The 13,005-nt window shown below is 33.7% G+C and carries 11 protein-coding genes; 5 read left to right on the top strand and 6 right to left on the bottom strand.

Features of this window, described 5'->3' with window-relative positions; genetic code table 11:
- Positions 1-183: 183 nt before the first annotated feature.
- Complete coding sequence (locus AC0L0O_RS17615) at positions 184-1,446, bottom strand: ATP-binding protein (protein WP_000937254.1); 1,263 nt, start codon at positions 1,444-1,446, stop codon at positions 184-186.
- Between the two features lie 160 nt (positions 1,447-1,606).
- Between AC0L0O_RS17615 and AC0L0O_RS17610 the strand changes: the two genes are divergently transcribed.
- The gene (locus AC0L0O_RS17610) at positions 1,607-2,452 is read left to right on the top strand and encodes a DUF72 domain-containing protein (protein WP_000897345.1); all 846 of its coding nucleotides are present in this window, start codon (positions 1,607-1,609) and stop codon (positions 2,450-2,452) included.
- Between the two features lie 293 nt (positions 2,453-2,745).
- On the opposite strand, the gene AC0L0O_RS17605 is transcribed toward AC0L0O_RS17610, so the two are convergent.
- The 4 genes from AC0L0O_RS17605 to deoD all read right to left on the bottom strand — a co-directional run bounded on the left by AC0L0O_RS17605 (position 2,746) and on the right by deoD (position 6,373).
- A complete protein-coding gene (locus AC0L0O_RS17605) occupies positions 2,746-2,940 on the bottom strand; it encodes a DUF3924 domain-containing protein (protein ID WP_001094858.1) in 195 nt (64 codons plus the stop codon).
- 119 nt (positions 2,941-3,059) lie between these two features.
- The gene (locus AC0L0O_RS17600; protein WP_000806236.1) at positions 3,060-3,590 is read right to left on the bottom strand and encodes a tyrosine-type recombinase/integrase; all 531 of its coding nucleotides are present in this window, start codon (positions 3,588-3,590) and stop codon (positions 3,060-3,062) included.
- 107 nt (positions 3,591-3,697) lie between these two features.
- Complete coding sequence (locus AC0L0O_RS17595; RefSeq protein WP_000797500.1) at positions 3,698-5,509, bottom strand: sensor histidine kinase; 1,812 nt, start codon at positions 5,507-5,509, stop codon at positions 3,698-3,700.
- Between the two features lie 156 nt (positions 5,510-5,665).
- Positions 5,666-6,373: a purine-nucleoside phosphorylase gene (deoD, locus tag AC0L0O_RS17590; protein WP_000110707.1), complete on the bottom strand. Its 708-nt coding sequence runs from the start codon at positions 6,371-6,373 to the stop codon at positions 5,666-5,668.
- 360 nt (positions 6,374-6,733) lie between these two features.
- Here deoD and AC0L0O_RS17585 point away from each other — a divergent pair, with 360 nt between their 5' ends.
- Together AC0L0O_RS17585 and AC0L0O_RS17580 are read left to right on the top strand one after the other, a co-directional pair.
- Positions 6,734-8,089, top strand: a complete 1,356-nt coding sequence (locus AC0L0O_RS17585) for an RNA-guided endonuclease TnpB family protein (protein ID WP_001074771.1) — start codon at positions 6,734-6,736, stop codon at positions 8,087-8,089.
- Between the two features lie 392 nt (positions 8,090-8,481).
- Positions 8,482-9,255, top strand: a complete 774-nt coding sequence (locus AC0L0O_RS17580; protein WP_000793881.1) for a hypothetical protein — start codon at positions 8,482-8,484, stop codon at positions 9,253-9,255.
- A 4-nt stretch (positions 9,256-9,259) separates the two neighbouring features.
- On the opposite strand, the gene mprF is transcribed toward AC0L0O_RS17580, so the two are convergent.
- Positions 9,260-11,845: a bifunctional lysylphosphatidylglycerol flippase/synthetase MprF gene (mprF, locus tag AC0L0O_RS17575; RefSeq protein WP_000010869.1), complete on the bottom strand. Its 2,586-nt coding sequence runs from the start codon at positions 11,843-11,845 to the stop codon at positions 9,260-9,262.
- A 187-nt stretch (positions 11,846-12,032) separates the two neighbouring features.
- Here mprF and AC0L0O_RS17570 point away from each other — a divergent pair, with 187 nt between their 5' ends.
- Positions 12,033-12,422, top strand: coding sequence for a hypothetical protein (locus AC0L0O_RS17570; protein ID WP_000583795.1), 390 nt, complete (start codon positions 12,033-12,035; stop codon positions 12,420-12,422).
- A gap of 21 nt (positions 12,423-12,443) precedes the next feature.
- Entirely contained in the window at positions 12,444-12,935 is a 492-nt protein-coding gene (locus tag AC0L0O_RS17565; protein WP_000067563.1) for a YpuI family protein, read from the top strand.
- Positions 12,936-13,005: the final 70 nt, after the last annotated feature.

Raw genomic sequence — 13,005 nt, 5'->3', positions numbered from 1 at the left:
ATATTAAAATGAAATTTATACTGAATTCGTAATGGACAAACTACCATTTCTAAAAAAATAAGAAATTGTCCCACTTAGCAAAAAGTAAGTAAGGTATAGAATGTAAAGAAGAGAAGTTCAACATAAAAAACTGCATGTCAATTGTTGAAGGATTAACAATTGACATGCAGTTTTTTATATGTATTAATTTAATCTTTCAAGGGCTGTTTTAGGTAAGATTGGAATTGAAATAGTAAAAGTAGTACCATCTTCATTACTAGTCATTTTTAATGTACCGTTATGATTTTGAATAATTTTTTTCGTTACTGACAAGCCCAAACCTGTGCCGGAATCTTTTGTTGAGAAGAATGGATCAAAGATATATTCTTGAATCGCTGGTGGAATACCAGTCCCATTATCAGTGAAAGTAATACGAACAAAATTATCAAGGCGGTAACTAGTGATTTGTATAGAAAGTTTTTTTTCACCTTGAGCATCGACAGCGTTCTGGAATAAGTTTAAAAAAACTTGTACAAGTTCATGGCGATCAATATGAACTAAAATATCATCTAATTCAGTAGAAAAATTATAATCAATTGAAATGTTATGTAAAAAGACTTCACTAGCTAGTAACTGTTGAATATACTCACGTAAAAATGTATTAATGGGAAAGGGTTCTCTTGTAAATTCGCGTGTTTTTGAAATAGATAAAAATTTTGTAATGATACTATTTGCGCGATCTAATTCAGGAATAAGTAAGTTTTTAAATAGTTCTTTATTAGATGGAGAAACATTTTCTTGTAAAAATTGTAAATATCCTCGTACGGTTGTAAGAGGGTTACGTACTTCATGTGCAATACCAGCTGCGATTCGCCCTGCTAACGAAAATTTTTCTGCATCACGTTCTGTGTTTAAATAATGAAAAACACTAATAACCCTAAAAATCTCTCCGTTATAATCACGAATAATTCGGTTATTTAAAATGCCATAGTTTTTGTCTAAGACTTCTTCATTATATATTTCTGTGCCTGTTCTTAATGTTTCTAGAGCTTTAATTTTTTCTTCAGGCAATTTTAGTAATTGTTGAATTGGTTTTCCAATTATATCATTTCGTACTACACCAAAATCATCTGCTGCAGCCTGATTACATAAAGTTATATTTCCTTTATTATCAACAAAGGTTACATGATGTGAAAAAGCATCAAAAATATGAATAAAGTATGTTTCAAGTTGTTTAAATAAAAATAATGAATCGCAAGTAAGTTGAAAGTCAGCCTCTTTATTCTCTTTTTGTATGTTTTGAATGGAATGAGTCGATCTCGTTTTCTTTATTTGTAAACCAATATGTGGATTTTTATATGTGAAATGATGTGGTAATTGATTTACAAGTTCTTCATAAAAACGCACTTTATTCTCTAGTTCTTCTATTCGTTTTTCATGAGATATAATATCATCGTTTGGAAGCATAAATAAATAACCCCTCAATTTAAAAATTCTTCCATCTAGTATATCATATTTTTATACGAATACTCTTAAAGATGGGACTACTTAATGAAATTGATTGGTCAAAGTGTTCAGAAAGTGGGTAGAATGGATAGAAAGTGAAGTGAAAAAGGGAGGAATATATTTGCTTTTCATTGGAGTAACAGGGTGGGGAGATCATGATTCTTTATATATAGACCCCTATGAAAATAGAAATAAATTACGAACATATAGTGAGTATTTTCCTATAGTAGAAGTGGACAGTTCGTTTTATGCGATGCAACCTGAACGAAATTATACAAAATGGGCAATGGAAACACCGAAAGATTTTTCTTTTATCGTAAAAGCATATCAAGGAATGACAGGACATATGAAAGGAGAGATTCCTTTTTCTACGTTCGATGAGATGTTTGATGTATATAAACAATCTATTCTTCCTTTAATTGAAGCTGGTAAATTAAAAACGATTTTATTTCAATATCCACCATGGTTTGATTGTAAAAAGAAGAATGTAGATTTTCTCCGATATACGAAAGAAAAAATGGAAGGTTTGCCGTGTGCGATAGAATTTCGAAATCAAACATGGTTTTATCCAGAAATGAGAGATAAGACGTTACAGTTTCTAGAGCAGGAGAAATGGATTCATACAATTTGTGATGAGCCACAGGCAGGGATGGGGTCAGTACCGCTCGTATTAGAAGTAACGAGTGCAGAGATGGTGTTAATACGCTTCCATGGCCGGAATGTTCATGGCTGGCTTGATAAAGGAGAAAATTGGAGAGCGGTTCGTTGCTTATATCGCTATAACAATAAAGAATTAGAAGAATGGGTAGAAAGACTAGAACAATTAAAAAAGAAGACAAAGGACATATATGTACTATTTAACAATAATTCAGGCGGAGATGCAGCTGATAATGCGAAACAGCTTATGAAAATGATGAACATTACATATGGTGAGCCAAAGCCTGAGCAATTAAATTTGTTTGAGTGATAATAAACAAGAAAGGCACTGTACAAACAGGGGGAATGTACAGTGCCTTTCTATATGAAAAAGAGGGGTAACAATGTTACTGAGCGTTTGGTTGATTCATCAATTGTTGGCTTCGTAATAAATGATAATGGTTATCATTATCATTGTCAATAGTTTTCCTAAAAATAAATAAAAAACTTTTTAGGAGATAGGAGCGATAGGGAGATCTCTAATAGAAGTTTGGCTGAAGTAATGAGTTGTTTCGAGGTAAATTTCTAGCAAACTCCTGATAACGTATAAAAAAAGAACAGCAATTAATGCTGTTCTTTTCCAGTGATGAATTGTTGTAAATCAAAAGGAGTTATCGCTTGGATAAATTCTTTTGAGATAAGTGTTTGAACAAGAGTGCTCTCAGAAATAGAAGCACCTGTTTTCTTTTCATAAGCTTGTTTTAATAAATCAAGTTTTTCAGCCGTTTCTTTCGGTAATTCAATTGTTAAAGTGTTCATAATTTCTCCCCCTTACTATTAGAGTACCACTACAATATAGGAGAGACAAGAAAAGAGAATGTGAAACATAAAAAAGGTTACCATTTATAAATGGTAACCTTTTTTATGTATAAGAGTTATTAAGCAATACCGATATACTTTAAAGTTTTTGATGGAGTACTATGATCAAAGAAGTGTTGTAAAAATGCGATATCAACACCTGATTTGTATGCACAATATCCCCAAGTTTTTCGAAGTGTATGTGAGCTAATCCCTTCTAATCCAACTTCTTTTGCAGCTTTGTTTAAAATGTACCACGCATGTTGTCTCGTAATAGATTTTGTTCCTTTTTGAGACTTTAATAATGGTTCATTACGTTTCCAAGTTTTACGTTCTTTCATGTAGTCTTCGATTGCGTGCTGTAAGTCTTCATTTACAGCGAACCATTTATGTTTTTTTACTTTTTCATTGTAAAATAAAATGGAATGGCGAACATTTTCATTTTCATCGATTACATCACTAACTTTTAATTGTAAGATTTCACTTACTTTTAAGCCAGAATTTACAGCTAATACGAATAATAAGCCATCACGTTTCGAAGATTGTAAAAGTATATTTTTGATAGTTTCTAATTGTTTTTCATTTTGAATAGGTTGTCCTGCTTGTTTCATTTCACGCACTCTCCTCTTTTATATGTGTAAAGGAAAGGATTAACTTGTTTCTAACTATAAAGGGAGGGTGTGAATTTCATGTGAACTCCTAGTGAAATTAAGACAAATTATTTGACTTCTTTTACTTTTTGTAAATTAAAGTAGAATACAACACTATTAGTCGTATTATATACACCATACTCGGCATGGTGGAGGTCTAAAATATTTTTAACAATAGATAAACCGAGACCAGTACCACCAGTATGACGGCTACGAGATGCATCTAAACGGTAGAAGCGATCCCAAATTTTTTCAAGACTTTCTTCTGGGATAGGATTTCCTGTGTTTTCGATTTCGATTTTTACTGTATCTTCCATTGTTATAACGGAGACTTGTATTTTTTCTCCTTCTGGCGTATAGCGAATTGCATTGCTAAGTAAGTTCACAACCACTTGCTCAATACGACTACGATTCGCTTTCACAAATATAGACGAGTTTACATCTATGTTCACTTGTAAATGCTTTTCTTCCATGCTAAATAATAACTTTGTATAGACTTGTTGAATTAATTCACCGATGGAGAATGTCGTCATATCTAGTTTGTACGTACCTGATTCTAATTTTGCTAATTCTAACATTTCAACAATAAGTCTGTTCATATTTTCTGTTTCTTCTAAAATAACATCTGTGTAATACGTCGTATCTTTACTAACACCATCTTTAATTCCTTCTGCGAAACTTCTAATTACACTGAGTGGTGTTTTTAATTCGTGTGATACACCAGAAATGAATTCTTTTCGCGTTTTCTCTAATTGACGTTCACGTTCAATATCTTGTTGTAGTTTTGTGTTTGCAACATTTAACCGATCGATTCGGTCTTTTAAGTTTACAGATAACGTATTAATACTACCGGAAAGTCCGCCAATTTCATCGTCTGCTGTTACAGGTAATTTCTCGCTAAAATCAAAATTGGCCATTTTCTTTGTAACGCGATTAATTTTAATTAATGGTTTCACAATGATTTTTGAGTAGTAGAAGGATAACAAAATAATTACGAGAAATACGATGATTAAGGCATAAACATAATAATCTTTCAAAACGAGCATCGCTTCATTAACAGGTTGTAAGGATGCTATCGCAAAAGCATATTCTGTAATCTCTCCATTTTTTATAATAGGTTTTACAAAGATACTATTCTTTATATTCTCCCCGCTATCTATTATATAAGTGTTTAATTGCTGCGAGTTAGCAGTGCCATTTCTAATAAGCTCTGCAAAATATTGAACGGCTTGTAATGTTTCAATATCATTTGCAAGACGAACCTCGGCTTTCGATGGAAGCTGTAGCTTAGATATAGTACCAGTAAACTCAATTTGAGTAACAGTTTTGTATCGGTTTGTAAGTCTATTTTTAGAAGGGTTACCACTAATAGATGAAAAATCTGAATTGGTATATTCGTTTTGCCAACGATTATAATTTGTTGTCAATTTTATTGGTGTTATTGTGTTGTTTTGTAGCAAACCGACGACGTTTATCACATCGTCTTTTTTCAATCCTAAGTTTTCGAATTTCTTATATTCTTCGGGTGTTAAAAGATTATTAAGCGGAATGGAATATGTTTCATGATTTTTAGGGTTAAATACTTCAATGTAGTAATTGTTGTCGCTTTTAATAATGCCATTCGTATTTAAAAATTGCATGTCAGCATTTGTTTTATCATGGAATTCTTGTTTTAGTTTTCTAACTTCCTCAGGATCTTTTTCGCTTTTTTCATAATTAGCTACGAATTTTTCAAAAGCAGTTTGAACGGTTTTTACTTTTTTATTGATATAAAATTTTTCTAAAAATAGAGATTGCCCTAGGAAAAAAAGGAGGAATATGATTGTAAATAATGTTGATGTTAATAGAAATAGTTTAAAGACGATACTTCTGTTTTTCACTGCGTCACCTCTTGTGAGAAATACTGTAAATGATTACTTTATTATAACAAACGTTACAAAAAAGTAGAGGAGAAAATCTGTCTCTTCCGAAAGTAGTTTTTAATAAAAAGTCACATAAAAAGAACTCGACAGACGTATGACGAGTTCTTTAATGTATTATTGTTGAATTGCTGCATCTAAAGCGATTTCAATCATTTCGTTAAATGTAGTTTGACGCTCTTCAGATGTTGTTTCTTCACCAGTGAAAATGTGATCGCTTACTGTTAATACAGATAACGCATTTACACCGTATTTCGCTGCTAATGTGTAAAGAGCAGTTGTTTCCATTTCTACTGCTAGTACACCGTAATCTCCAAGTTTTTTAACCATGTCCATGCTTTCACGGTAAAATACATCTGCTGTTAAAACATTACCAACACGAACGTGTAAGCCTTTTTCAGTTCCAGCATCGTAAGCTTTCTTTAAAAGATCGAAGTTTGCAGCTGGTGCAAAATCAAAACCTGGGAATGTTAAACGATTCATATTAGAATCCGTACAAGCTGTCATTGCAATAATAACGTCACGTACTTTTACATCTTTTTGAATAGCACCGCAAGTTCCAACGCGAATTAAATTTTTAACTCCGTAGCTTTGGATTAACTCGTTAACATAAATAGAAATAGAAGGAACACCCATACCTGTACCTTGAACAGATACACGTTTTCCTTTATAAGTTCCAGTGAATCCTAACATTCCACGAACGTTATTATAGCAAGTAACGTCCTCTAAAAATGTTTCAGCAATATATTTTGCACGTAATGGATCACCAGGTAATAGAATAGATTCAGCAATTTCGCCTTGTTTTGCTTCAATATGTACACTCATGAAAAGTCCTCCTTATAATGTATTGATAGAAATCAATATCATTTGCATTATACACTACGAATCCTTTTAATTAAAATCTTTTTATCCTTTTCGGCAAGAAGACTCCATCTGATTTGTGTTACGGGTGAAACCCAACAATTCAGGTGGAGATGAATTGCCGTCAGTCAATAAGGCTGAACTCTTTTGTTTCGCTTATAACAATTTTCCCAGGGGGAATGTTTGTTTCTTTTTGTCTTACAATATGTCGGAAATAAGGAGGGAATATATCTTAAGATAACGAAATTGGATAATTATAATCGTTTTGTTACTTGCACCAAAAGGAATGAATAAGTTAATTCTTTAAGAAAGGTGGTGAAAACAATGGCTAAAAAGAAAGCAGTGAAAGTATTACGGAAACAAAAGAAAAGAGAAACGCTGCGACGTTTCACGCAGAAGCAAAATATCGGACGAGCTTGCCTGACTGCACAAGAATTTCGTTTACTTCAGCGCATGTCACATAGTTCAAAGGCATTGCGAAATGTTGGGTTGTACACGATGAAACAAAGTTATTTGAACTACAATAAAATGGCTACTGTAAAAGAAGTGGACACTGCCATGCAAGCCGATATGAACTACTGGGGTATTCAATCAAACTCTGTTCAAGCGATTCGTAGAGCCTTGTTTACAGAAGTGAAGAGCTTTTTTAAAGCATTGGAACAGTGGAAGAAAAATCCTGAGAAGTTCACAGGTCGTCCGAAGTTTCCAAATTATTCTCATTCCACCGACAAACGAATTATTGAAATCTATCAAGTTCCAAAAGTGGATGAGAACGGGTTTTGGATGATTCCGATGAGTGTTGCATTCAGAAAAAAATTCGGTTCCATTAAAATACGTATGCCTAAAAACTTAAGAAATAAAAACATCTCCTACATTGAGATTGTACCGAAGCAAAAAGGTCGGTTCTTTGAGGTGCATTACACATATGAAATGCACGTTTCTCAAATGAAGAAACAACCCATGACTACGAGTAACGCTTTAGGTTGCGATTTAGGTGTAGACAGATTAGTAAGTTGCGTGACCAATACAGGTGATGCCTTCTTAATTGATGGAAAAAAACTAAAATCCATTAACCAGTACTTCAACAAAACGATACGTAATCTACAACAAAAAAATGTGGAAAATGGACTTTCAAAACGAATTGTAACGAACAAAATCGCTGCACTTTGGCATAAACGAGAACGACAAATACATGGTTACATTGCACAAACGGTAGGTTTGTTGTTCAAAAAAGTGAAAGAATTCGATATAGATACGATTGTTGTAGGGTATAACGCTGGTTGGAAACAAAACTCTCATATGGGGAAAAAGAATAATCAAAAGTTTGTTCAAATCCCGTTCCATAAACTGATTGCAGCAATTGAGAATAAATGTATAAAAGAAGGTATCCGATTTTTCAAACAAGAAGAAAGCTATACTTCAAAAGCCAGTTTCCTAGACAAAGATCCGGTTCCAGTTTGGTCTAAGGATGATAGGACGCAGTATCGCTTTAGCGGCAAACGAATTACTCGTGGTCTGTATCAAAGTAAAGCAGGAACATGTATTCATGCGGATATTAATGGTGCGCTGAATACATTGCAAAAATCACAAGTTGTAGAATTGGATGGCAATCTCAAAGTAAAAACGCCGATTCTATTAGAAGTGCAAAAACGGAAGGCTGTTGCTTCGCGCATAGCTTAGTGGGTGTGTCAACCATCCATGTGTACCCGACTTGTCGGGGCTTGTAGTACACGCCAGATTCATCTGAGTGGTGGCTTCTTTCATAAGGAAGAACTGCTCTTTTTCGAAAGGGTGGTGCAAGTGGGAAAACGATCGTTCGTTGCCAGTACCAACCAAAAACATACTTGGGGTGTTACCATAAGGTAGCATGGATGCTAGAGCGTCAACTGTCTAGCGATAGATGAAAAGACCTAGTGTTCTAACTCAAGCCCCCACTGAAATGTTTTATCTCAGTGGGGGTAGTTGACTATTTGTAATATGTGCAAAACAGAAGGATTTCATAAATTATCATCTAGAATATATATGTAAGAAGTTTTGTATGAATAGAGACTATAAAAACGGTAGGTGATGTTTTGAAAAATCTTGTCATTGGACTCGTTGCTTTGCTATTTGTTGTAGTAGGCGGATTTTACATAAAAAAGTATCAAGAAACTACAGAGACTGTAGGTGATGTTCAGGAAGTAAAATGGGATGTATCAAATGGAAAAGGAAATGAGAAAGCAGATATTGTGTTTCAATTATTAAATAATAAAAGTAGCGAAGTGCGTGGTGTGAATGATCAAATTCGGGCAGTTATTGTAGACGGACAATTAAAACATGTACAACAAACGAAACCTACATTTGCAGGAAATGGATCATATAAAGTATCTTCTAAAATAGCGAAAGATGAAGGCTATACAATATTTTTATATGAAGACAAAAATAAGTCTGTGCAATCATTTGCGAAGAAAGATTTTGGGAAAGAAATAGACGAGAAAAATAAGAAAAAAGTAAAATTTCCAATCGATAGTGTACTTACAAAAAAAATAGGGGAGTATGAAGTTTCTCTTTTATTTGGTGCATTGCATCCGAATGAGCCAGTGACGTTAACATTTCAATTTCAAGCGAAAAAGGGTGAGAAATTGAAACTACATGCAGAGAGAGGAGAAGTGGAGGCGCTCTATATCGTGGATGAAACGAGAGAAAACTTTTTATATGCAATCCCTGTTGATACAGATGAGCAATTACAATATCGCATTACATTTCCTGCTGAAGGAACGTATAAAATATGGGGAGATTTCTATATAAATGGAAAGAAATATGAAAAAGAATTCATTGTACAAGTTCAAAAAAGAAAAAACAGCTAACTATTTAGCTGTTTTTTCTTTTTCCTATTAATTTTGTTACAGAGAGCATTGTAATTGGTAAAGAATGATTCTTTCTAAATGCTAAATATTTACCGCTCCATGCTGGTTTATATTTTTCTTTAAAATGTCGTAACCCGCTGAAACTATATGTATAACGAACATTATTAAAGATGGCAGCGGCAACTCGTTCAGACCAGAAAGATTGTGTCGATAAACCTACATTTGAAAGTGGCGCCATGCCAATATTAAAGGAGTGGTATTCATTTTCTTTTGCCCACTGGAATAGGTGGATGAAAATGGCATCCATAATGCCGCTAGGTGCATCTGGATAATACCGCATTAAATCAACAGACAATGATCCGTCTTGATATACTGGCATAAAAGTTGTAAATGCGATGATTTTTCCATCTGCATCAGATAATGTAGCGATAGGTGCTCGGCTAATATATTCATGATCAAAGTATCCGAGTGAGAAACTTTTCTCTTTTTTTCCACCGAGCCACGCATCTGAAACTTTTCGTAATTCTTCAAATAATTCGTTTGAGAACGGTGGCTGGTGAATAGAGAATGTATAGCCCTCTCGTTCAAAACGGTTGAAAGTTGCTCGCATACCGGCGCGTTTTTTTCCTGTTATTGTAAATGTGTTCAAATCAACGACAGCTTCTTCACCAAGCTTAAAGAAGTTGTAACCGAAATCATGATATAAACTCATCCATTTACTTTCGATTTGGTAGAATACACAAATGTATCCAAATCGATCAGCCTCAGCTAAAAATTCCTGTAACACAGTACGGTAGGAGGAAGGATCTCCAATTGGATCACCTAGCACAACAAGACGTTTTCCAGTTATAGAGAAGAGAAGGAGCGCTTTCCCATCGCTACTGAAGAAGAATTGTTTATCACCTAAAAATCCTAAATGACTAAGTACATTTCCGCCATGTTCATCTAAAAAGTTTTGCAATCTTTTATCATTAGCTGGTTGCCCGGGAAATTCATTTCGATAACGATTAGCAATGAGTGAGCCAATCAGTAAAAATGTAGGAACGAAAAAGGCAGCAGCTAATGCACTTCGTTTCACTTGCGTAATATTACGAACGACAAAATCAGGTTTAAAAGCTTCTTTTGCACCTGCAAATAAAATACCTAAGTTTTTATATAAATATAAAGTTATAAGTAAGAATATAAAAACTTTTACGATATCAGAAAGTGAGACTTCCATTTTCTCGCGTACAAATCTTTTACGAAGCATATATAATACAGCGAGTACAATTAATAAAATAAACGTTTCTTCAATATCAATCCCTTTTAGCGTATTAAAGATGGCCGCTCCGATTAAAGAAATAATCGTCATATAGTAAGAACGCTTTGTTCCATAATATATGCCTCGTGAAAGGATCAGGAGGAGAATACCAAATGTTAGTGATAAGCTAAAAGAAAATTGAATAAGATGTTTTGGAGCTAGAATATGTAAGGCGTGTGCTCTGTTTATACTTGTTGGTAGAATGGTCGATAAAATAACCATTAGTCCAGCAAATACTGTTAAAGCAGCAGAGGCCCATGAACCTAGTTTTCCTAGAAAATCACGCTGCAAAGTCCATATAACACCAGTTGTTTCTAATGCAGGCGCAATAAAAGGCTTATCTTCAAACTTTTTAATGGCCACACCTGTCATTTCAAAAGCTGCAAAAATAAGACCAAGGCAGAACGGTAAAATGTAATAGACAAGGCGATATAATAACATAGCAGGTAGTAATACGCCTGTATCAATGCCGTATTGTCCAAGTCCAGTTAAAAAGACAAGATCAAATGAACCCAGCCCACCAGGCACAAGACTAACAACGCCAGCTAAAGCAGCAATTACATACACACCTAAAAACTTTTGAAATTCGATATCGATCCCAAATAATATTAATATGACGTACATAACAATACCAGCAGATACCCACTCAACTAATGAAACTAATGAGTATAAAACAGTTGGATTTTTCTCTTCTTCTCCTTCATCTTGTCCTTCCGCTTGCTTCGTTTTTCTATTTTTTAGTTTAGAGAAGCCAATGTATATAGGGACGAAAAGAGCGAAGAAGATAAGAACAGGCCATAGCCACGGTTTTTCATGCAAAATAAAACTTGTGTCTAATATTCCGATAAGACCGAGGAACGAAAGAATAGCTAGTCCGTTAATAAAAGCGGTTGTCATCCAAGCGATACTTTTAATAAGTTTGCCATTTTCTTTTATGTATGGACGATACAGCATTGTGCGTACACCTGCTCCAACGAGACCACCAAATCCAATAAATCCATTTAAGGTATTAGCAATCCATGAGATACGAAAAATCTTTTGGACTGGTATATCAGCTTTTAAATAACGAAGCATAACATAGTCATAAAAGAACATTGTGGATACGGCAAATGCACCAAGTGTAATTGCTAAAAAGACTCCTCCGGTTGGAATGTTTTTAATTGTATTGATTGCTTCTAAAAAAGAAATGCCTGCTAATTCTTTTTTTGCTTGAAAGAATACAATTGTTAATACAACAAATGGGAAGATAATTTTCCCGATTTGTAAGAAACGTTTCCATGAAAACGACATAAATACAACTCTCCTTGTATAAGAAAACTGAGACAATAATATTATTATGACAAACTTCAAGAAAAATAAAAAGGTAAATTCCTGTATAAGGAAGCTATTTTTTTATAAGGATTATATTTGAAAGAGTATTTCGTTTGTCAGAAAATTAAGTTAAAATAAATTGAAAGAAGGAAGAGAGGGGAAGTAAATGATTATAATAGGTTATGCGGGATATGAGTTAGAGAAAGCAAAACCTAATACATCAGAAGATTTTTTTAATAGATCTGAAGTGACATATATATTAAATAATAAAGAAAGAACTTTTTCTGTTTTATATGTTCGATATTTTGAAGAAGTTTTACAAGGAATTACTCTTTTTGAAGGAAATACAGTATGTAAAGTAGAAGAACAAGACATACATTTACGGGATATTGTAGCGATATGCTGTTTACTAAAAGAGAACGAGCTCCGTACGCAAAAACGTTTGTATTTAAATAATATAGAAGAATTTCAACAATATTTTGATAAAGAAACGCTGTTGAAAGTACAAGAAATATTGGCTGAATTACATAAAAATAAAAGAGTAGAAATATCGTGAAATGGCAAAGGAGAGAGGAAAATGTCTAATTTGATGGTTGAGAATCAAACAGAACAAGTTTCTATATTTTTAGAAGATGCTATTACTTTGATAACCAATTATGTGAATTATCATACGTTACCTTCTTTACTAGAGGAAACTCCAGCAGGAAACGAGCAATATTATAAAGGACTATTAGCATCAATGAGACGTCTTCTCGTTTTTTGTGAAGAAGGGCATGATGCATGTTTTGTTTTGTTAAATAGCCAGCCATTTCGAAAGACAGCAGCTGAAAAAACCTTATATAAGATTTACCATCAAGTAATTGCAGAATTTTTCTCACCAAAAAGTGATTATTGGTATGAAAATAGTCGATCTGCTTATACAGGGAAAAACTCCATTGTGTTTCAACAAACACCACCTGCATCTGTAGAGGAAGTAATGAAGAGCTTAGAGGGTAAATTCCAATTGATGCGTGAAGAATTAGAATATTATGAGACGGATTATCAAACAAAGATGTTACACAAATATTAACTGCGAAAAAGAAGCTGAGGGGACTTAGCTTCTTTTCCTTTTGTACAGTTATATAAGAGGTTTCCTTTGA

The organism is Bacillus sp. GS3m_15504 (assembly GCF_055825275.1).
Note: the sequence above shows the minus strand (reverse complement) of the source record. Positions and strands in the feature narration are given on the sequence as shown.